This is a genomic window from Streptomyces sp. NPDC019937, from assembly GCF_040631655.1.
In the GTDB taxonomy this organism is placed as follows: domain Bacteria; phylum Actinomycetota; class Actinomycetes; order Streptomycetales; family Streptomycetaceae; genus Streptomyces.
The window spans coordinates 43,512-65,691 of sequence record NZ_JBEYAL010000034.1 but is presented as its reverse complement, the minus strand read 5'-3'; the positions used below and the strand labels follow the sequence as shown (position 1 = coordinate 65,691).

The following is a 22,180-nucleotide window of genomic DNA, read 5'->3' as shown; positions in this document are numbered from 1 at the left end:
GAACAGTCCCCATCGCCCGACTCGACCCCGTGCAGGGGTGTCCACATGGTGAAACGGAATATCCACTTCCCGAGAACCGGCTCATCATGTAACCTGCACGAAATTCTCGCGGAGGGCCAACGTCGTCCCTCGGCACACGCAAAATGCCATGACGACGACGGGAGAGCCGATGCGTTCCGCATCCCACCCCGCCCGACAGGGGATGTACGACCCGCGCAATGAGCACGACGCCTGTGGCGTCGGCTTTGTGGCGACCCTCACCGGCGAGGCCAGCCACGAGCTCGTTGAGCAGGCTCTCACCGTTCTACGGAACCTTGAGCACCGCGGAGCCACCGGTTCGGAGCCCGACTCGGGCGACGGCGCGGGCATTCTCGTACAGGTCCCGGACGCCTTCCTGCGGGACGTGACCGACTTCGAGCTTCCCGAGGCCGGTTCGTACGCCGTGGGCATCGCGTTCCTCCCCGAGGCAGGGGACGACGCGGCCGCGGAGCACATCGAGAGGCTCGCCGCCGAGGAGGAGCTGACCGTCCTCGGCTGGCGCGAGGTGCCGGTCGCGCCCGAGCTGCTGGGCAACGGCGCGCGCACCACCATGCCCGCCTTCCGCCAGCTCTTCGTCGCGGACGGGGCCAGCAGCGGGCTGGCCCTGGACCGCAAGGCGTTCATGCTGCGCAAGCGCGCCGAGCGCGAGGCCGGCGTGTACTTCCCGTCGCTGTCCTCCCGCACCCTGGTCTACAAGGGGATGCTGACCACCGGTCAGCTGGAGCCGTTCTTCCCGGATCTGTCCGACCGCCGTTTCGCCACGGCCATCGCGCTGGTCCACTCCCGGTTCTCCACGAACACCTTCCCGAGCTGGCCGCTGGCCCACCCGTACCGCTTCGTCGCCCACAACGGTGAGATCAACACCGTGCAGGGCAACCGCAACTGGATGCGGGCGCGCGAATCCCAGCTGGTCAGCGACCTGTTCGGGGACAAGGGGCTGGACCGGATCTTCCCGCTCTGCACCCCGGACGCCTCCGACTCCGCGACCTTCGACGAGGTCCTGGAGCTGCTGCACCTCGGCGGCCGCTCGCTGCCGCACTCGGTGCTGATGATGGTCCCCGAGGCGTGGGAGAACCACCCCTCGATGGACCCGGCCCGGCGCGCCTTCTACCAGTACCACTCCACGATGATGGAGCCCTGGGACGGCCCGGCCTGTGTCACCTTCACCGACGGCACCCAGGTCGGCGCCGTGCTGGACCGCAACGGCCTGCGGCCGGGCCGCTACTGGGTCACCGACGACGGGCTGGTCGTGCTGTCCTCCGAGGTCGGTGTCCTGGACATCGACCCGGCCAAGGTGGTCCGCAAGGGCCGGCTGCAGCCGGGCCGGATGTTCCTGGTGGACACCTCCGAGCACCGGATCATCGAGGACGACGAGATCAAGGCCGAGCTGGCCGGCGAGCAGCCGTACGGCGACTGGCTGGAGGCCGGGCTGATCGACCTGGCGGACCTGCCCGAGCGTGAGCACATCGTGCACACCCACGCCTCGGTCACCCGCCGCCAGCAGACCTTCGGCTACACCGAGGAGGAGCTGCGGGTCCTGCTCGCGCCGATGGCCAAGGCCGGCGCCGAGCCGATCGGCTCGATGGGCACGGACTCGCCGATCGCCGCCCTCTCCGACCGGCCGCGGCTGCTGTTCGACTACTTCACCCAGCTGTTCGCGCAGGTCACCAACCCGCCGCTGGACGCGATCCGCGAGGAGCTGGTCACCTCGCTGATCTCCTCGCTGGGCCCGCAGGGCAATCTCCTGGAGCCGACCGCGGCCTCCTGCCGCAGCGTCACCCTGCCCTTCCCGGTGATCGACAACGATGAGCTGGCCAAGCTCATCCACATCAACGCCGACGGCGACATGCCGGGTCTGAAGGCCGCCAACCTCTCCGGTCTCTACCGGGTCGGCGGCGGTGGCGACGCGCTCGCCGCGCGGCTGGCCGAGATCTGCGCCGAGGCGGAGGCCGCCATCGAGGACGGCGCCCGGCTGATCGTGCTCTCCGACCGCCACTCGGACGCCGAGCACGCGCCGATCCCCTCGCTGCTGCTCACCTCCGCCGTCCACCACCACCTCATCCGCACCAAGCAGCGCACCCAGGTGGGGCTGCTGGTCGAGGCGGGCGACGTGCGCGAGGTGCACCATGTCGCGCTGCTCATCGGCTACGGTGCCGCGGCCGTCAACCCGTACCTGGCGATGGAGTCGGTCGAGGACCTGGTCCGCGCGGGAACCTTCCTGCCGGAGATGGAGGCCGAGACCGCGATCAAGAACCTGATCAAGGCGCTCGGCAAGGGCGTGCTGAAGGTGATGTCCAAGATGGGCATCTCCACCGTGGCCTCCTACCGCGGCGCCCAGGTCTTCGAGGCCGTCGGCCTGGACGAGTCCTTCGTGGAGACCTACTTCCACGGCACCGCCACCAAGATCGGCGGCACGGGCCTGGACATCGTCGCCAAGGAGGTCGCCGCCCGGCACGCCAAGGCGTACCCGGCCACCGGCATCCCCTCCGCGCACCGCGCGCTGGACATCGGCGGCGAGTACCAGTGGCGGCGCGAGGGCGAGCCGCACCTGTTCGACCCGGAGACGGTCTTCCGGCTCCAGCACTCCACCCGCGCGCGCCGCTACGACATCTTCAAGAAGTACACCGAGCGGGTGAACGAGCAGTCCGAGCGGCTGATGACGCTGCGCGGCCTGTTCTCCTTCAAGGACGGCGAGCGGCCCTCGATCCCGATCGAGGAGGTCGAGTCGGTCGAGGAGATCGTCAAGCGGTTCTCCACCGGCGCCATGAGCTACGGGTCCATCTCCCAGGAGGCGCACGAGACCCTGGCCATCGCCATGAACCAGCTGGGCGGCAAGTCCAACACGGGTGAGGGCGGCGAGGACTCCGAGCGGCTGCACGACCCGGCGCGGCGCTCCGCCATCAAGCAGGTCGCCTCCGGCCGCTTCGGCGTGACCAGCGAATACCTGGTCAACTCCGATGACATCCAGATCAAGATGGCGCAGGGCGCCAAGCCCGGCGAGGGCGGCCAGCTGCCCGGGCACAAGGTGTACCCGTGGGTGGCGAAGACCCGGCACTCGACGCCCGGCGTCGGCCTGATCTCCCCGCCGCCGCACCACGACATCTACTCCATCGAGGACCTCGCCCAGCTGATCCACGACCTGAAGAACGCCAACCCCAAGGCGCGCATTCACGTCAAGCTGGTCTCCGAGGTCGGCGTCGGCACCGTCGCCGCGGGCGTGTCCAAGGCCCACGCCGACGTGGTGCTGATCTCCGGCCACGACGGTGGCACCGGCGCCTCGCCGCTCACCTCGCTCAAGCACGCGGGCGGCCCCTGGGAGCTGGGCCTCGCCGAGACCCAGCAGACCCTGCTGCTCAACGGGTTGCGCGACCGCATCGTCGTGCAGACCGACGGCCAGCTGAAGACCGGCCGCGACGTGGTGATCGCCGCGCTGCTCGGCGCCGAGGAGTTCGGCTTCGCCACCGCGCCGCTGGTCGTCTCCGGCTGCGTGATGATGCGCGTGTGCCACCTGGACACCTGCCCGGTCGGCATCGCCACCCAGAACCCGGTGCTGCGCGAGCGCTACAGCGGCCAGGCCGAGTTCGTCGTCAACTTCTTCCGGTTCATCGCCGAGGAGGTCCGTGAACTCCTCGCCGAGCTGGGCTTCCGCACCCTCGACGAGGCCATCGGTCACGCCGAGCTGCTGGACACCAGCCGGGCCGTGCGGCACTGGAAGGCCCGCGGCCTGGACCTCGCCCCGCTGCTGTACGTCCCCGAGCTGCCCGACGGCGCGGTCCGCCACCAGGTGGTCGAGCAGGACCACGGCCTGGCGAAGGCCCTGGACAACGAGCTGATCAAGCTCGCGGCCGACGCGCTGAACGCCGACTCCGCCGAGGCCGCCCAGCCGGTCCGGGCCCAGGTCGCGATCCGCAACATCAACCGGACCGTCGGCACCATGCTCGGCCACGAGGTGACCCGGAAGTTCGGCGGCGCGGGTCTGCCGGACGACACCATCGACATCACGTTCACCGGCTCGGCCGGCCAGTCCTTCGGCGCGTTCGTGCCCCACGGGGTCACGCTGCGGCTGGAGGGCGACGCCAACGACTACGTCGGCAAGGGCCTGTCCGGCGGCCGCGTGATCGTCCGCCCGGACCGGGGCGCCGACCACCTCGCCGAGTACTCGACCATCGCGGGCAACACCCTCGCGTACGGCGCGACCGGCGGCGAGATGTACCTGCGCGGCAAGGTCGGCGAGCGGTTCTGCGTCCGCAACTCGGGCGCGACCGTGATCTCCGAGGGCGTGGGCGACCACGGCTGCGAGTACATGACCGGCGGCCGGGCCGTCGTCCTCGGCCCGACCGGGCGCAACTTCGCGGCCGGCATGTCCGGTGGCATCGCGTACGTCATCGACCTCGACCGGGACAACGTCAACGGCGCTCTCCTCGACGCCATCGGTGAGCTGGACGACACCGACAAGCAGTGGCTGCACGACGCTGTGCGCCGCCACCAGGAGGAGACCGGCTCCACCGTCGCGGCCGCGCTGCTCGCCGACTGGGACCGCGCCCTGACCCGCTTCAGCAAGATCATCCCCGCTACGTACCAGGCCGTGCTCGCCGCCAAGGACGCCGCCGAGCGAGCCGGACTCTCCGAGTCCGAGACCACCGAGAAGATGATGGAGGCGGCGACCAATGGCTGACCCCAAGGGCTTCCTGACCACCGACCGCGAGGTCGCGAAGACGCGTCCGGTGGACGAGCGGGTCAAGGACTGGAACGAGGTCTACGTCCCCGGTTCGCTGCTGCCGATCATCAGCAAGCAGGCCGGCCGGTGCATGGACTGCGGCATCCCGTTCTGCCACAACGGCTGTCCGCTCGGAAACCTCATCCCCGAGTGGAACGACTACGCCTACCGCGAGGACTGGCGCGAGGCCAGCGAGCGGCTGCACGCGACCAACAACTTCCCGGAGTTCACCGGGCGGCTGTGCCCCGCCCCGTGCGAGTCCGCGTGTGTCCTCGGCATCAACCAGCCCGCGGTGACCATCAAGAACGTCGAGGTCACCATCATCGACAAGGCGTGGGACTCGGGCGACGTCACCCCGCAGCCCCCCGAGCGGCTCAGCGGCAAGACCGTCGCCGTCATCGGCTCGGGCCCGGCGGGACTCGCCGCCGCCCAGCAGCTGACCCGCGCCGGCCACACGGTCGCCGTCTACGAGCGGGCCGACCGCATCGGCGGGCTGCTGCGCTACGGCATCCCCGAGTTCAAGATGGAGAAGCGCCACATCAACCGCCGCATCGAGCAGATGCGCGCGGAGGGCACCAAGTTCCGCACCGAGACGGAGATCGGGCGCGACATCGACGCCGCCAAGCTGCGCAAGCGGTACGACGCCGTCGTCATCGCGGCCGGTGCCACCACCTCCCGCGACCTGAAGGTCCCGGGCCGCGAGCTGAACGGCATCCACTTCGCGATGGAGTACCTGCCGCTCGCCAACAAGGTGCAGGAGGGCGACCTCACCACGCCCCCCATCACCGCCGAGGGCAAGCACGTCGTGGTGATCGGCGGCGGTGACACCGGCGCCGACTGCGTCGGCACCGCCCACCGGCAGGGCGCCGCCTCCGTCACCCAGCTGGAGATCATGCCCAAGCCGGGCGAGGAGCGTAGCGAGGGCCAGCCCTGGCCCACCTTCCCGATGCTCTACAAGGTCACCTCGGCCCACGAGGAGGGCGGCGAGCGGGTCTACTCCGTCTCCACCACCCACTTCGAGGGCGACGAGGACGGCAACGTCCAGTGGCTGCACCTGACCGAGGTGGAGTTCAAGGACGGCAAGCTGGAGCAGAAGCCGGGCACCGAGCGGAGGATCCCGGCCCAGCTGGTCACCCTGGCCATGGGCTTCACCGGCACCGACCGGGAGAACGGCCTCGTCGAGCAGTTCGGCCTGGAGCTGGACGAGCGCGGCAACGTCGCGCGCGACGCCGACTTCGCGACCAACGTGCCGGGCGTCTTCGTCGCCGGTGACGCGGGCCGCGGCCAGTCGCTGATCGTCTGGGCCATCGCCGAGGGCCGCTCCGCGGCGCGCGGCGTGGACCGCTACCTGGCCGGGGCCAGCGCCCTGCCCGCCCCGATCCGCCCCACCGACCGGGCCCTCATGGTCTGACGGTTCTTCCAGGTCTCCGCCCGTACAACGGCGTACGGACCGGCCGCGCGGCGCCTCCCCCACCCGACCGGGGGCGGGCGCCGCGTGGCGTTTCCCGTATCCGCGAATCCGGAACGGGCGACCGGCCCTTATCCCTCGCCCTCCACCAGCCGGGCGGGGAAGCCGCCGGTGGCGACCGGGCCCCAGCGCTCGGGGGTGACCCGGATCAGCGACTTGCCCTGCTTGCGCATCGCCGAGCGGTACTCGTCCCAGTCCGGGTGCTCACCGGCGATGTTGCGGTAGTACTCGACCAGCGGTTCGACCGAGTCGGGGGTGTCGATCACCTCGGCGGTGCCGTCGATCTGGACCCACGGGCCGTTCCACTCGTCGGACAGCACGATCAGGCTGACGGCCGCGTCGCGCTTGGCGTTGCGGACCTTGGCCCGCTCGGGGTAGGTGGACATGACGATACGGCCCGAGTCGTCGACGCCGCAGGTCAGCGGGGACGCCTGCGGGGAGCCGTCGGTCCGGCGGGTCATCAGGATGGCGCGGTGGCGCGGGCGGACGAACTCCAGCAGCTCGTCCCGGGCGACACGGGTGTTGGTGGCGATGGAGGGGCTCATGCACGCGAGGGTACGACGTGGAGTGCGCCCCGGCGTCGCCCCGCCCCCGTCAGGGTCGCTCAGGTGTCGCACTCCAGGACCGTACGGCACAGTCCGCAGCGCGCCCGCAGCCTGCCGCGCACCGGGAGCCGGATGCGCTGACGGCAGGTCGGGCAGGGGAACGACACGCTGAACGGCGGACCGCTTTCGAAGGCGTAGTCGCCCCCGGTGGGGGAGGGGTGACCGGACTGGGCCGAACGGCGGTCCTTGGCGTACCGGTGGCGGCCCGTCCACCCGGCCGCGGCGAGCGGCGGCTGCCGTTCGTCGCGCCGGGCCAGCTCCAGCCCCTTGGCGTACGCCTCGTACGCCTGCGGGCTGGTGAACCAGGGCGCCGGGTCCTCGCCGAAGAGCCGGGCCCGCTTGGCGAGGACGTAGCCGAACTCCTCGGGCGTCAGATAGCCCAGCTTCTGGCTGGTGACCGCGTCCTGGCGGTACGCGTCGAGCAGCAGCCAGCCGGTGCCGAGGTAGGCGGCGGTGGTGTCGGTGAGGATCTCGTTGTCGCGGGTGCCGGGGAAGGCCAGGTCGAGCCGGTGCAGATACACATGGGTGACCTCGTGGGCGAGGGCCGCCCCGATGTCGCGGCGGTGGGTCTTGAAGCGGGAGTTCAGCTCGATGAAGTACTCCGGCCCGGCCGCCAGCTCCACGTTCCCCGCGTGCCGCATCTCGCGGAAGCTCACGATCATCCGGGCGTCCGGCAGCCGCATGTGCCCCACCATCACCCGGGCCACCCGCTGGACGCCCAGGTGCAGATCGTCCTGGTCGGCGAAGGCGACGTCGCCGGGGGCCACGCTGAGCCCGAAGGTGTCCACCGTGTCGCGGGAGAGCCGCCGGTAGAGCGCGGCGATCGCGGCCCGGACCGTGTCCAGGTGCGGATAGCCGTGTTCGATGTCGCTGCCCGGTGCCGCCACGTGCCCACTGTACGGGCGGCCGGGCGCGGCGGCGCGGAGGCCGCGCGGGGCGGTGGTGACGGGGGAGCGCGGGCAGCGGCCGGACGTGCGCTTGGCCTGAACACCACTCTTGTCAGGCTGTTCACGGACTTCACATAATCGCAGGGCATACGCAGGCCTTGCCATTTGGCATGGGCCTGACATTTTTGCGTAACCCCCCACGAGAGGACTTCCGTTGCGAAACACTCTGAAGCACCTGAAGAGATCCGCGGCCCTCGGCGCGGTCGCCCTCGCCGCGTTCAGCCTCACCCCGGGCACCGCGACGGCCCAGCCCACCGGCCCCGAGCCCGGCCCCTCCGTCGTCGGCGGCACCCGCGCCGCCCAGGGTGAATTCCCCTTCATGGTCCGGCTCTCCATGGGCTGTGGCGGCGCGCTCTACACCCAGGACATCGTGCTCACCGCCGCCCACTGCGTGGACGGCAGCGGCGCCAACACCTCCATCACCGCCACCGCGGGCGTCGTCGACCTCCAGAGCTCCAGCGCCGTCAAGGTCAAGTCCACCCGCGTCCTGCAGGCCCCCGGGTACAACGGCACCGGCAAGGACTGGGCCCTCATCAAGCTCGCCAAGCCGATCAACCAGCCCACGCTGAAGATCGCCGAGACCACCGCGTACAACAAGGGCGACTTCACCGTCGCCGGATGGGGCGCCGCGACCGAGGGCGGCGCCCAGCAGCGCTATCTGCTCAAGGCCACCGTGCCGTTCGTCGACGACGCCACCTGCAAGTCGGCGTACAGCGAACTCGTCGCGGGCGAGGAGATCTGCGCGGGCAAGATGTCCACCGGCGGCGTCGACACCTGCCAGGGCGACTCCGGCGGCCCGATGTTCCGCAAGGACGACGCCGGCCAGTGGATCCAGGTCGGCATCGTCAGCTGGGGCGACGGCTGCGCCCGGCCCGGCAAGCCCGGTGTCTACACCGAGGTGAGCACCTTCGCCCAGAACATCAAGACCGCCGCGGCCCAGCTCGGCGGCTGACCCCCCTCGGCACACCGCTCAGCGGCACGGTACGGCACGGAACGGGACCCGGCGCGGCAGCGCGCGCCGGGTCCGCGTCACCGGGATGTCCGGAGGAGGCCCCGGCCCTTCAGCCGGGGAGGAATCTGGCTTCCCCCATGGCGGGGCAGGAGAAGCCGGATCGCCGCCGCGCGAGTTGAGGGGCCGTCGGGCCGCAGCGGCTTGGTCGGTCACTCGTTCGGGTGGGTCTGCCGGGATGCGGCGTGAAAAGCCAACCATGACGCTTTGACGGCATGACGACGCCAAGTGAAGCCTGCAAGGCCGGGCATGCCCGGTACACGTATCGGCTTCGCGTGTGCTCGGCCGCAGGTGTGGCACTGCTGGCGGAGTGGAGCCGGTGCCGGTGGGTCTGGAACGAATGCGTCGCCAAGTCCAAGGCCACCTGCACAACAAGGCCACGGGTGAGAAGCGGACGTGCGGTCCGGCGCAACTGGACAAGATGCTGACCGAGGCGCGGGAGCGTATGCCGTGGCTCGCGGGCGGGTCGAGTGTTCCGCAGCAGCAGGTGATCCGGGATTTCGGCAGGTCCCGTGCCAAGGCGCTCAAGGACATCCGGGAGCGGCTGCCTCAGCGGCGGCGGGCCGGTATGCCGCGCTGGAAGAAGAAGCGCGAGGCCTTGCCGTCGCTGAACTACACCCGGCGCGGGTTCCGGCTGAAGGGCGGACGTCTGCACCTGGCGGGCGGGATCGCGTTGACGGTGGTGTGGTCGCGGGACCTGCCCGTCGAGCCCTCCTCGGTGCGTGTGTACCAGGACTGCATCGGGCACTGGTATTGCTCGTTTGTAGTCCCCGCGAAGGTCCATCCGCTGATGGAGACCGGTCGGGTGCTGGGAGTGGACTGGGGCGTGAAGGAGACCGCGACCACAACCTCTGACGCCCACGACCTCCCGCACGCCCAGCACGGCCGCAAGGCTCAGGCCCAGCTGACCCGGTATGACCGGATGATGGCCCGCCGCAGACCGCAGAAGGGGCAGGCCGCCTCCAAGGGCTACCGTGAGGCGAAGAAGTGGCGAGCGAGGACCTGCGCGAAGGTCGCCAGGCAGCGGCAGGACACCGGCCGCAAGTGGGCCAAGAGGGTCGTGGCCGATCACGACACCATCGCGGTCGAGGACTTCAAGCCCAGGTTCCTGGCCAGGTCCTCGATGGCACGGAAGGCGGCGGACGCCGCGATTGGCGCAACGAAGAAGGCGCTGATCGAGATGTGTCGCAAGCACGGGAGGGGCATCCACCTCGTCCACCCCGCGCACACCACCATGGACTGCGCATCGTGCGGAGCGAGAACCAAGCACGCCATGCCACTGTCCGAACGCCCCTACACCTGCACCACATGCGGAGCCGTCTCCCCCAGAGACAAGAACTCCGGGAGCGCAGCTCCCGGAGGCGGCCTGAGCCAGGAATCCCCACACGCCCTGAAGGGGGGAGCCCCCTCCCTACAGGGAGGGGAGCATTCAAATCTGGCCGTAGCAGAGGCAGAACGGGTGCCCGGCCGGGTCGCTGAAGACCCGGAAGCCCGACCGCTCCCCGCGGCTGTCGTGCAGGAACGTCGCCCCCAGCGCGATCACCTCCCGCTGCGCCCGCTCCGCGTCCTCGATCGTCGGCACGTCGAAGTCCAGGTGCATCTGCTGCGGACGCGCCGGGTCCGGCCAGCGCGGCGACTGGTGGTCCGGCGCCAGCTGGAAGGCGATCCGCTGCCCGTCCGCCGAGGTCAGGGTCGCCCATTCCGGGTCGCTGTCATCCACCCGCCATCCCAGGATCGCGCCGTAGAAGGCGGCCAGCGCGGCGGGGTCCGGACAGTCGATGACGGTGCACTGAAGCGTCGCGATCATGCCGGTGAGACTAACGCCCGGGCGCACCGGCCGGGGCGGAAAAACCCGGTGGCGAAAGGGAACCCCGCCTCGCGTTTACGGCTCATGCAGGGTGGAGGCGCCGCACCGGGGGCAGCGCGCTCCGGGGAGAGCGCCCCGTCCCCTTCACAACCCCCCACCGGGGGCGGAGCGGTCCCGGGGCCGAGGTTCCGGGACCGCTGGCATAGGGTCGGGGGCCATGACGCACCGCGAGACCGATCCCGCCGACCGCCCCGGCCAGCCGGACCCGACGAGCACGACCGACGAGGCGGAGAACGCCGTACGCGCCGAGCTGGCCCGGCTGCGCGACAGCATCGACAACATCGACGCGGCCGTGGTCCACATGCTCGCCGAGCGCTTCAAGTGCACCCAGCAGGTCGGTCACCTCAAGGCCGCCCACAAGCTGCCCCCGGCCGACCCCGCCCGTGAGGCCCGCCAGATCACCCGGCTGCGCGAGCTGGCGGAAAGCGCCAAACTCGATCCCGCTTTCGCCGAGAAGCTGCTCAACTTCATCATCGCCGAGGTCATCCGTCACCACGAGACGATCGCGCGCTCCTGACCCGGCGCGGACCCCGCCCGCCGGGCGTACGGCGTGGGCGCACACCGGTGGTGCGCCCCCGTCCGCCCCCGCGCCCGCGCCCGGCAGACCCTGAACCCATAGAGCCCGGTCCTCGCGCCGTGTGCCGCCCACCGCCGGTAGGGCAGCATGTCCCCATGTCCGTACTGACGCGCGAGGAAGCGCAGATCCGAGCCCGCCTCATCGAGGTCCATCGCTACACGATCGACCTCGACCTCACCCGCGGCGACGAACACTTCGGCTCCACCACGACCATCCGCTTCCAGACCCGCGAGGCCGGGGCGGACACCTTCGTGGAGCTGAACCCCGTCGCCCTGCACCGGGCGGTGCTCGACGGACAGGACCTCGCGCTCGACCCCGCCGGGGTCATCGCCGACGGCCGGCTCCCGCTCACCGGCCTCGCCGAGGGCGAGCACGAGCTGCGCGTCGAGACGGACATGGCGTACTCGCACACCGGCGAGGGCATGCACCGCTTCACCGACCCCGCCGACGGTGAGACCTACCTCTACACCATGTGCTGCATGGCCGACGCCCCCCGCGTCTTCGCCGCCTTCGACCAGCCCGACCTCAAGGCCGTCTTCGACGTGCGCGTCACCGCCCCGCCCTGGTGGACCGTCCTCGGCAACGGCATCGCCACCCGCGACGGCGACCCCACAGGCGGCCGCTGGACGCTCGCCTCCACCCCGCCCATCAGCACCTATCTGATGGCGCTGGCCGCGGGCCCGTACCACTCCGTGCACACCGAGCACGCCGGGCTGCCCTTCGGACTGCACGTCCGCCGCTCGCTCGCCCCCCACCTCGAAGCCGACGCCGACGAGCTGTTCGACATCACCCGGCGCTGCTTCGACCGCTACCACGAGATCTTCGACGAGCCGTACCCCTTCGACTCCTACGACCAGGCGTTCGTCCCCGAGTTCAACTCCGGCGCCATGGAGAACCCCGGGCTCGTCACCTTCCGCGACGAATTCGTCTTCCGCTCCGCCGTCACCGACGCCGAACGCCAGACCCGCGCCATGGTCATCGCCCACGAGATGGCCCACATGTGGTTCGGCGACCTCGTCACCATGCGGTGGTGGGACGACATCTGGCTGAATGAGTCCTTCGCCGAGTACATGGGCTTCCAGATCCTCACCGAGGCCACCCGCTACACCGACACCTGGGCCGACTTCGGCGTCCGCCGCAAGAGCTGGGGGTACGACGCCGACCAGCGCCCCTCCACCCACCCCGTCGCCCCCGCGCCCGAACTGGTCCCCGACACCGCAGCCGCCCGCCTCAACTTCGACGGCATCTCCTACGCCAAGGGCGCCTCCGCGCTGCGCCAACTCGTCACCTGGCTCGGCGAAAAGGACTTCCTCGCCGGAATCAACGAGCACTTCGCCCGGCACCGCTTCGGCAACGCCACCCTCGCCGACTTCCTCGACTCCCTCGCCCGCTCCTCCGACCGCGACGTCCACGCCTGGGCCGACGCCTGGCTGCGCACCACCGGAGTGGACACCCTCACCCCCGCCGTCACCACGCACGGCGACCGGTGGAGCGCCGAGATCCGCCACGACGGCGGCGGCCACGACGGACCGCACCCCGCCCCCCGGCGCCCGCACCGCCTCGCCATCGGCCTCTACGACCACGCACCCGCCGCCCCGCACCAGCTCGTGCTGCGCGACCGCGTCGAGGTCGAACTCGACGGCGCCGACTCCGCCGCCCACCTCTCCTTCTCCGGCCCCCGCCCTGATCTGCTCCTCCTCAACGACGGCGACCTGACCTACGCCAAGGTCCGCCTCGACCCCGGCTCCTGGAAGGCCGCCGTCCGCGCCCTCTCCGGCCTCCCCGACGCCGTCAGCCGCGCCACCCTCTGGAACGCCGCCCGCGACATGGTGCGCGACGGCGACCTCCCGGCGGCCGACTACCTCGACGCCGTCCGTGCCCACCTCCCGCACGAGACCGACATAGCGATCGTCCAGGGCGTCCTCGCCTTCGCCCGCTTCCAGATCGCCGACCGCTACCTGCCGGACGGCCGGCGCCCCGCCGCCCTCAACACCATCGCCGCCACCTGCCGCGACCTGCTGCGCCGCACCGAGGACGGCTCCGGGCCCGGGCTGCGGCTCTCCGCCGTACGCGTCCACATCGCCAGCGCCACCGTCCCCGCCGAGCTGAGCGACTGGCTCGACGGCGACACCGTCCCCGGCGGTCCCGCCCTCGACCCCGAACTGCGCTGGCGGATCCTCGGCCGGCTCGCCGTCCTCGGCGCCGCCGGCCCCGCCGACATCGACGCCGAACTCGCCCGCGACTCCAGCGCCACCGGACAGGAGGGCGCCGCCCGCTGCCGCGCCGCGCTTCCCGACCCGGACGCCAAACAGGCCGCCTGGGACGCCCTGTTCGGCGAGACCGCCGCGCTTACCCCACTCTCCAATTACCTGGTCACCGCGACCGCCACCGGCTTCTGGCAGCCCGAACACCACGACGTGCTCACCGGCTACGTACCGCGCTACTTCACCGACGCCGCCGCCACCGCCGCCCGGCGCGGACCCGCCATCGCCGACGCCATCGCCCGCTCCGGCTTCCCGACGACGGTGGACGCGACGACCCTGCGGCTCGGCGAGGAATGCCTGGCCGCCCCCGACCTCCTCCCCGCCCTGCGCCGCCGCCTCGAGGACCAGCTCGACGACCTGCGCCGCGCCCTGCTGGTGCGGGAGAAGCAGGGCACGTAGCCACCGTGGACCGTGCCCGGCCGGGGGAAACACCTGTTCGTAGAGGTACTTCACGCCTCAACGGCCCCAACCTCCCCCCGGCCGCGACCGGTCGAGCCGGGGGAAGAGCCGCGTCAGGTCAAGCACGGACCAACACATGGGTCACCATTGACCAACTCGAACCAACTCCGCTTAAGGAGAAATCCGCGGAACCGCGGCCCATGGCAGCCTGCTGCCGTGACGCGGACGACGAACGGGGCGACAGCCCGTAATCTGCCACCCGCCGCCTTCGCCCCCGTGATGGCGACCGGGATCGTGTCCCAGGGACTCGCGGCGGCGGGCGCGCCACGCTTATCCGGCGCGCTGCTGGCGGTGGCCGTGGCGCTGTACGCCGGGCTGCTGGCGGGGCTGGTGTGGCGCGTAACGCGCTATCCGCGGGAGGTGGCCGCCGATCTGTGCGACACGGGACGGGTGTTCGGCTTCTTCACCTTCGTCGCGGGCTCCGATGTGCTCGCCGCCCGGCTGGCACCCGGGCCGTGGCGGGCGGCCGCGGCGGCGCTGACCCTGGTCGCCGTCCCCGCCTGCACCGTCCTGCTGGGGTGCGTGGCGCGCGTGGTGCGCCGGATCGGCGCGGACGACGGCGCGGGCGGCGCGGTGCGGCGGGCCGAGGGCACCTGGTTCCTGTGCGTGGTGGGTGTCCAGTCCGCGGTGCTGGCGGTGGCCGGGCCGACGCCCGGCCGCGGCCTGCCGGGTACGGAGGTCGCCTGGGCGGCCGGGCTGCTGCTGTACGCGGCGGTGGCCACCCTGGTGGCCCGCCGGCTGCTGCGGTTCGGCATCCGGCCGAGGGAGCTGTCACCGCCGTACTGGATCTCCATGGGGGCCTGCGCCATCAGCCTCCTGGCGGGCGCCCGTCTCGCCCACCCCGGGCTCGACGCCGCCCTGGGCCCCGCCCTGACCCGCGACATCCTCCTCACCCTGTGGGCCTGGGCCACCTGTCTGCTGCCGCCGCTGCTGGCCGCCGGGGCCTGGCGGCATCTGTGGCACCGCATACCGCTGGCGTACGAACCCACCTGGTGGACGATCGTCTTCCCCACCGGGATGTACGCGATGTCCACGATCGCCCTCGGCACGGCCGAAGCCCTGCGCCCCCTGGTGCTCCTCGGGCACCTGGGGGCCTGGGTGGCGCTGGGGGTGTGGTCGCTGTCCGTGGCCGGACTGGTCCACCGTCATATTCCGGGCGGCCCCCAAGCCCGATAGAGAAAAGGCAAACCGCAAGGAAAAACCACTCTAGGTGATGCTAAATGGCCGAAAGACCTGCGGCTTTGTGGCCGAATCCCGAGTGATGCTGTCGCGCGACATCCATCCAGGCCCCGGCCGGAACCCCCGGCGCGGAGCCACCGCCGAAGGAGTGGACCGTGGCGCGCCGCACCGCAGACAGCCAGAACGGGACCCTCGCCTCCGCGGTGACGGAACGACTGCTCACCGCCGGAGCCTCCCTCCGCCGCGTTCCGACCACCCCCGACCTGCGGGCCGTCTACCGGACCGACCAGAGCGTCGAGGACTCCCCGTACCGCGAACGCTGGGCGCACGACAAGGTGGTGCGCTCCACCCACGGCGTCAACTGCACCGGGTCCTGCTCCTGGAAGGTCTACGTCAAGGACGGGCTCATCACCTGGGAGACCCAGCAGACCGACTACCCCTCGGTCGGACCGGACCGGCCCGAATACGAACCGCGCGGCTGCCCGCGCGGCGCCTCCTTCTCCTGGTACACCTACTCGCCCACCCGGGTGCGCCACCCCCTGATCCGCGGGGTGCTGGCCGAGCTGTACCGGGAGGCCCGGGACCGGCTCGGCGACCCCGTAGCCGCCTGGGCCGAGATCACCGGCGACCCGGACAAGCGGCGCCGCTACCAGTCCGCGCGGGGCAAGGGCGGGCTGGTGCGGATCGGCTGGGACGAGGCCCTGGAGATCGCCGCCGCCGCCCACGTCCACACCCTCAGCGCCCACGGCCCGGACCGGATCGCCGGTTTCTCCCCCATCCCCGCCATGTCCATGGCCTCCCACGCCGTCGGCGCCCGCTTCATGTCGCTGATCGGCGCGCCCATGATCTCGTTCTACGACTGGTACGCGGACCTGCCGATCGCCTCCCCGCAGGTCTTCGGCGACCAGACCGACGTACCCGAGTCGGGGGACTGGTGGGACGCGGCGTATCTGATGCTGTGGGGATCGAACGTGCCGGTCACCCGCACCCCCGACGCCCACTGGATGGCCGAGGCCCGCTACCGGGGACAGAAGGTGGTGGTGGTCTCCCCGGACTACGCGGACGCCACCAAGTTCGCCGACGAGTGGCTCCACCCCCACCCCGGCACCGACGGCGCGGTCGCCATGGCGATGGGCCACGTCATCCTCAAGGAGTGCTTCGTCGACCGCGAGGTCCCCTACTTCACCGACTACGTGCGGCGCTTCACCGACCTGCCGTTCCTGGTGGAACTGACCGAGCGGAACGGGCGCCGCACCCCCGGCGGCTTCCTCACCGCCGCCACCCTGGCGGACGTCGAACCGGGCCTGGGCGCCCACGCCGAGGACGAGGCCCGGCGCTGGATGCCGGTGCTGTGCGACGCGGACACCGACCGGATCGTCGTCCCGAACGGCACCCTGGGCGACCGCTGGAGCAAGGGCGGCGAGGGCCGCTGGAACCTCGACCTGGAGGGCATCACCCCCCGGCTCACCCTCCACCGGGCCCCCGGCACCGAGACCATCGAGGTCGAACTGCCCCGCTTCGACGAACCCGGCGCCACCGTCCGCCACGCCGTGCCCGCGCGCCGCATCGGCGGACGGCTCGTCACCACCGTCTACGACCTGCTCCTGGCCCAGTACGCGGTGGGCCGCCCCGGCCTGACCGGCCAGTGGCCCACCGGCTACGACGACGCCACCGTGCCCTGCACCCCCGCCTGGCAGGAAGCCCTCACCTCCGTACCGGCCGCCGCGGTGATCCGCGCGGCCCGGGAGTTCGCGGGCACCGCCGAGAAGACCCGCGGCCGCTGCATGATCGTGATGGGCGCCGGCACCAACCACTGGTTCCACTCCGACACCATCTACCGCTCCTTCCTCACCCTGCTGCTGCTCACCGGCTGCCAGGGCGTCAACGGCGGCGGCTGGGCGCATTACGTGGGCCAGGAGAAGGTGCGCCCGTACACCGGCTGGCAGCAGCTGGCCACCGCCGCCGACTGGCACCGCCCCTCCCGGCAGATGGCGGGCACCCCGTACTGGTACCTGCACACCGGCCAGTGGCGCTACGAACGCTACGGCGCCGACGCGCTCGCCTCGCCCACCGGACAGGGGCTGTTCACCGGCCGCCACACCGCCGACCTGGTCGCCCAGTCCATGCGGCTGGGCTGGATGCCCTCGTACCCCACCTTCGCCGCCAACCCCCTGGAGCTGGGCCGCCGGGTGAAGGAGAGCGGACGCTCGGCGGGGGAGTGGGTCGCCGAACAACTCGCCGCGGGCGAACTGGACTTCGCCTGCGAGAACCCCGACGCGCCCGAGAACTGGCCCCGCGTCCTCACCGTGTGGCGCGCCAACCTCATCGGCTCCTCCGCCAAGGGCAACGAATACTTCCTGCGCCACCTCCTCGGCGCCCAGGACAACGCCACCGCCGAGGAGACCCCGCCCGGGCACCGCCCCGCCGACGTCACCTGGCGGGACGAGGCGCCCCGCGGCAAGCTCGACCTGCTGCTCGCGCTGGACTTCCGCATGACCTCCACCACCCTCTTCGCCGACCTCGTCCTCCCCGCCGCCACCTGGTACGAGAAACACGACCTGTCCAGCACCGACATGCACCCCTACGTGCACGCCTTCACCCCGGCCATCAACCCGCCCTGGCAGGCCCGCACCGACTTCGACATCTTCCACGGCCTCGCCCGCAAGCTCAGCGAACTCGCCGCCGGACGGCTGGAGAGCGCCCACGACCTGGTCGCCACCGCCCTCATGCACGACACCCCCGGCGAGACCGCCCAGCCCGGCGGGACCGTACCGGACTGGCGCGACGGCCACACCCCGGCCGCACCGGGCGTCAACCTGCCGAACGTCACCCTCGTGGAACGCGACTACACCGCCGTCGCCGACCGCCTCGCCGCCCTCGGCCCCCTGCCCCAGCGGGACGGCATGCAGGTCAAGGGCGTCACCGTGCATCCAGGGCCGGAAGTCGCCTGGCTCGCCGACCGCTGCGGCGCGGCCACCGGGGGCGTCGCCGAGGGCAGGCCCCTGCTCGACACCGACGCCAAGATGTGCGAAGCCATCCTCGCCCTGTCCGGCACCACCAACGGGCGCCTCGCCGCGGAAGGCTTCGCCCGGCTCGCCGAGCGCTGCGGCCCCGGCTCCGGCCTCACCGAGCTGGGCGCCTCCGTCGCCGAACGCCGCGTGGTGTTCTCCGACACCCAGGCCCGGCCCGTCCAGGTCGGCGCCAGCTTCGAATGGTCCGGCAAGGAGGCCCCCGACCGCCGCTACGCCCCGTTCACCATCAACACCGAACACCGCAAGCCCTGGCACACCTTCACCGGCCGCCAGCACTTCTACCTCGACCACGCCTGGATCGCCGAACTCGGCGAACAACTCCCCGTCTACCGGCCGCCCCTGGACCTCGCCGCCCTCGGCGAGGCCCCGCCCGGAGCACCCGGCGCGGGCGACGGCACCGGACGCGCCGTCACCGTCCGCTACGTCACCCCGCACTCCAAGTGGTCCATCCACTCCGAGTACCAGGAAAACCTCATCATGCAGACCCTGGCCCGCGGCGGCCCCGTCATCTGGCTCAGCGTCGCCGACGCCCAGGCGGTCGGCGTATCCGACAACGACTGGATCGAGGCCGTCAACGCCAACGGCGTCGTCGTCGCCCGGGCCGTGGTCTCCCACCGCATGCCCACCGGCACCGTCTTCATGTACCACGTACAGGAACGGCTGGTGAACGTGCCCAAATCCGAGGCCACCGGCCGCCGCGGCGGCGTCCACAACGCCCTCACCAAACTCCTCATCAAACCCACCCACCTCATCGGCGGCTACGCCCAACTCTGCTTCGCCCCCAACTACTACGGCCCCACCGGCAACCAGCGGGACGCGGTCACCGTCATCCGGCGCCGTTCCCAGAACGTGGAGTACTGACATGCCGCGCCGACCACCGCGCAGCCCCCGGGTGATGGCCCAGGTCGCCATGGTCATGAACCTCGACAAGTGCATCGGCTGCCACACCTGCTCGGTCACCTGCAAACAGACCTGGACCAACCGCTCCGGCACCGAATACGTCTGGTTCAACAACGTCGAGACCCGTCCCGGCCAGGGCTACCCCCGCGGCTACGAGGACCAGGACACCTGGAAGGGCGGCTGGAAGCTCAAGAACGGCAACCTCGTGCCCCGCACCGGCGGCCGCGCCCGCCGCCTCGCCCGGCTGTTCGCCAACCCCGAACTGCCCCGCCTCGACGACTACTACCAGCCCTGGACCTACGACTACGACACCCTCACCACCGCCCCGCTCGGCGACGACGTGCCCACCGCCCCGCCCCGCTCCCTCATCGACGGCCGCCCCACCGACATCACCTGGGGGCCCAACTGGGACGACGACCTCGGCGGCGGCCCCGAACACCTCGCCGGCGACCCGGTCCTGGCGAAGATGAGCGACAAGGTCCGGCTGGAGTACGAGCAGGCGTATCTGTTCTACCTGCCGCGCATCTGCGAACACTGCCTCAACCCGTCCTGCGTCGCCGTCTGCCCCTCCGGCGCCCTGTACAAGCGGATCGAGGACGGCATCGTCCTGGTCGACCAGGACCGCTGCCGCGGCTGGCGCATGTGCGTCAGCGGCTGCCCGTACAAGAAGGTCTACTTCAACCACCGCACCGGCAAGGCCGAGAAGTGCACCCTGTGCTACCCGCGCATCGAGGCCGGGGAACCCACCGTGTGCTCCGAGACCTGCGTGGGACGGCTGCGCTACCTCGGCGTCATCCTCTACGACCCCGACAAGGTCGGCGAGGCCGCCGCCACCCCCGACGAGAAGGACCTCTACGAGGCCCAGCTCCGCTGCTTCCTCGACCCCCACGACCCCGCCGTCGCCCGTGCCGCCGCCGACTCCGGCATCCCCGACGACTGGATCGAGGCCGCCCGCCGCTCCCCGGTGCACGCCCTCATCAGCCGCTACCGCGTCGCCCTGCCCCTGCACCCCGAATACCGCACCATGCCCATGGTCTGGTACGTCCCCCCGCTGTCCCCGGTCGTCGACGCGCTCACCGCCACCGGCCACGACGGCGAGGACCCCGTCAACCTCTTCGGCGCCATCGACAGCCTCCGCATCCCGCTGGAATACCTCGCCGAACTGTTCACCGCGGGCGACCCCGCACCCGTCGAGGCCGCCCTGTGCCGGCTCGCCGCCATGCGCAGCCACATGCGCCGCGTCAACCTCGGCGAGGACCGCGACCCCGCCATCGCCGCCGCCGTCGGCCTGGACCAAAACGGCATCGAGGCCATGTACCGGCTGCTGGCCCTCGCCAAATACGAGGAGCGCTACGTCATCCCCACCAGCTACACCGCGGGACCCGGCGGCGACGCCCCCACCGACACCTGCAGCCTCGACGGCGACGGGCTGCCCGGCATGATGCCCTACGACGCCGACGCCTTCCACGCGCCCCCGGCCGCTCCCGAACCCGCCGGGACCGGAACCCGAGCCGGATCCGGACTCGCCGGCCGGCTCAACCTCCTGGGCTGGAACGGCCGCGGACGCCCCGCCGGACTGTTCCCGAAGCGGAACGAGGACACCCGGTGAACCCCGCCACCCCCGCCATCCACCAGGCCGCCGCCCTCCTCCTCGGCTACCCCGGCCCCGACTGGCCCGCCCGCCACACCCTCGTACGGAACTCCCTCACCGAACTCGCCACCCCCGCCGCCGCACCCCTGCTCCGGTTCTGCGCCGCCGTCGACGGCGTCCCGCCGCTCGACCTGGCCGCCGCGTACGTCACCACCTTCGACCGCAGCCGCCGCCGCACCCTCCACCTCACCTACTACACCGACGGCGACACCCGCCGCCGCGGCGGCACCCTCGCCGGCCTCAAGGCCCGCTACCGCGCCCACGGCTGGGCGCCCCCCGAGGACGAACTCCCCGACCACCTGCCCCTGATGCTGGAGTTCGCCGCCCGCTGCCCCGCCCCCGGCCACCGGCTCCTCGGCGACCACCGCGCCGCCCTCGAACTCCTGCGGTTCGCCCTCACCGACCACGGCGGCCCCTACGCCGACGTCCTGCGCGCCGTCTGCGACACCCTCCCCGGCCCCTCACCCGCAGACCGCGCGGCGGCCCTCGCCCTCGCCCGCGGCGGACCACCCACCGAAACCGTGGGACTGACGCCCTTCGGCACGAACCCCGTCGCGGAAGGAAGCGGCCGATGAACCACCTGCACATCGCCCTGTGGGGCGTCCTGCCCTACCTCGTCCTCGCCCTCTTCACCGTGGGCACCGCCTGGCGCTACCACTACGACCGCTTCGGCTTCACCACCCGCTCCAGCCAGCTCCACGAACACCGCCTGCTCAGCGTGGGCGGCCCCCTCTTCCACTACGGGCTGCTCTTCGTGATCGCCGGACACGTCGTCGGCCTGATCGTCCCCGAAACCCTCACCGAACGACTCCACGTCAGCGAAACCCTCTACCACGCCAACGCCCTCCTCGTCGGCGGCACCGCGGGCCTCGCCACCGCCACCGGCCTCGGCATCCTGCTGTACCGGCGGCTGCGCGTCCCCGCCGTACGCGCCGCCACCAGCCGCAGCGACCGCGCCGTGTACCCGCTGCTCGCCACCGTCCTGCTCGCCGGACTCACCGCCACCGCCACCGGCGCGGGACCCCACGCCTACGACTACCGGCAAGGCGTCTCCCTGTGGTTCCGCAGCCTGTTCACCCTCGACCCCGACGTGCCCGCCATGACCGGCGCGCCCCTCGTCTACCGGATCCACGCCCTGCTCGCCATGGCCCTGTTCGCCCTCTGGCCGTTCAGCCGCCTCGTCCACGCCTTCACCGCCCCCCTCGGCTACCTCGCCCGGCCCTACGTCGTCTACCGCTCCCGCACCCCCGCCCGCCCCTACCACCACCCCGCCCTCACCCACCCGGACACCCCGCCCCGGCGGCAACGCCGGACCTCCCGCTGAGACGCCCACCCGGCCCCGTCGCCGATCAACCCGTCACCGATCAACCCACACCACCGGCCCGTACCACGTACGGGTGCACTTCCGGCCGACCCCGGCCAAACCGCTTGCGGGCGAAGTAGCTTGAGGCAGCTCCGACATCCGT

At 71.7% G+C, this 22,180-nt stretch carries 13 protein-coding genes and 1 pseudogene; 11 read left to right on the top strand and 3 right to left on the bottom strand.

What is annotated here, in order from left to right; all coding sequences use genetic code 11:
• Positions 1–169 precede the first annotated feature (169 nt).
• Together gltB and ABZ562_RS29865 are read left to right on the top strand one after the other, a co-directional pair.
• Positions 170–4,714 (top strand): glutamate synthase large subunit, encoded by a 4,545-nt coding sequence (gene gltB / locus ABZ562_RS29870; RefSeq protein ID WP_361485454.1) that lies wholly within the window; start codon positions 170–172, stop codon positions 4,712–4,714.
• On the top strand, positions 4,707–6,167 hold the full coding sequence (locus ABZ562_RS29865; RefSeq protein ID WP_361485452.1) for a glutamate synthase subunit beta: 1,461 nt from the start codon (positions 4,707–4,709) through the stop codon (positions 6,165–6,167). Before gltB ends, ABZ562_RS29865 begins: the two co-directional genes overlap by 8 nt.
• Positions 6,168–6,295: 128 nt before the next feature.
• Here ABZ562_RS29865 and ABZ562_RS29860 read toward each other — a convergent pair whose 3' ends face one another.
• Positions 6,296–6,769 (bottom strand): PPOX class F420-dependent oxidoreductase, encoded by a 474-nt coding sequence (locus ABZ562_RS29860; RefSeq protein WP_361485451.1) that lies wholly within the window; start codon positions 6,767–6,769, stop codon positions 6,296–6,298.
• A gap of 59 nt (positions 6,770–6,828) precedes the next feature.
• The gene (locus tag ABZ562_RS29855) at positions 6,829–7,716 is read right to left on the bottom strand and encodes a hypothetical protein (protein ID WP_361485449.1); all 888 of its coding nucleotides are present in this window, start codon (positions 7,714–7,716) and stop codon (positions 6,829–6,831) included.
• 214 nt (positions 7,717–7,930) lie between these two features.
• Between ABZ562_RS29855 and ABZ562_RS29850 the strand changes: the two genes are divergently transcribed.
• Both ABZ562_RS29850 and ABZ562_RS29845 read left to right on the top strand, forming a co-directional pair.
• A complete protein-coding gene (locus ABZ562_RS29850; protein ID WP_361485447.1) occupies positions 7,931–8,728 on the top strand; it encodes a serine protease in 798 nt (265 codons plus the stop codon).
• Between the two features lie 272 nt (positions 8,729–9,000).
• Positions 9,001–10,127 (top strand): annotated as a pseudogene (locus tag ABZ562_RS29845) (transposase); the annotation flags it as partial.
• A gap of 87 nt (positions 10,128–10,214) precedes the next feature.
• Here the strand turns inward: ABZ562_RS29845 and ABZ562_RS29840 are convergent.
• Positions 10,215–10,592: a VOC family protein gene (locus tag ABZ562_RS29840; protein WP_361485445.1), complete on the bottom strand. Its 378-nt coding sequence runs from the start codon at positions 10,590–10,592 to the stop codon at positions 10,215–10,217.
• Between the two features lie 217 nt (positions 10,593–10,809).
• Between ABZ562_RS29840 and ABZ562_RS29835 the strand changes: the two genes are divergently transcribed.
• The 7 genes from ABZ562_RS29835 to narI all read left to right on the top strand — a co-directional run bounded on the left by ABZ562_RS29835 (position 10,810) and on the right by narI (position 22,038).
• Positions 10,810–11,169 (top strand): chorismate mutase, encoded by a 360-nt coding sequence (locus ABZ562_RS29835; RefSeq protein ID WP_055554365.1) that lies wholly within the window; start codon positions 10,810–10,812, stop codon positions 11,167–11,169.
• Between the two features lie 155 nt (positions 11,170–11,324).
• Entirely contained in the window at positions 11,325–13,892 is a 2,568-nt protein-coding gene (pepN, locus tag ABZ562_RS29830) for an aminopeptidase N (protein ID WP_361485442.1), read from the top strand.
• A 216-nt stretch (positions 13,893–14,108) separates the two neighbouring features.
• Complete coding sequence (locus ABZ562_RS29825; RefSeq protein WP_361485440.1) at positions 14,109–15,128, top strand: tellurite resistance/C4-dicarboxylate transporter family protein; 1,020 nt, start codon at positions 14,109–14,111, stop codon at positions 15,126–15,128.
• Between the two features lie 158 nt (positions 15,129–15,286).
• The gene (locus tag ABZ562_RS29820) at positions 15,287–19,024 is read left to right on the top strand and encodes a nitrate reductase subunit alpha (protein WP_361485438.1); all 3,738 of its coding nucleotides are present in this window, start codon (positions 15,287–15,289) and stop codon (positions 19,022–19,024) included.
• Position 19,025: 1 nt separating this feature from the next.
• Positions 19,026–20,672, top strand: coding sequence for a nitrate reductase subunit beta (gene narH, locus ABZ562_RS29815; RefSeq protein ID WP_361485436.1), 1,647 nt, complete (start codon positions 19,026–19,028; stop codon positions 20,670–20,672).
• Positions 20,669–21,289 carry a nitrate reductase molybdenum cofactor assembly chaperone gene (gene narJ, locus ABZ562_RS29810; RefSeq protein ID WP_361485434.1) on the top strand — a complete coding sequence of 207 codons (621 nt, stop codon included), beginning with the start codon at positions 20,669–20,671 and terminating at the stop codon, positions 21,287–21,289. The genes narH and narJ overlap by 4 nt, the downstream gene beginning before the upstream one ends.
• A complete protein-coding gene (narI, locus tag ABZ562_RS29805) occupies positions 21,286–22,038 on the top strand; it encodes a respiratory nitrate reductase subunit gamma (RefSeq protein WP_361485432.1) in 753 nt (250 codons plus the stop codon). The genes narJ and narI overlap by 4 nt, the downstream gene beginning before the upstream one ends.
• Positions 22,039–22,180: the final 142 nt, after the last annotated feature.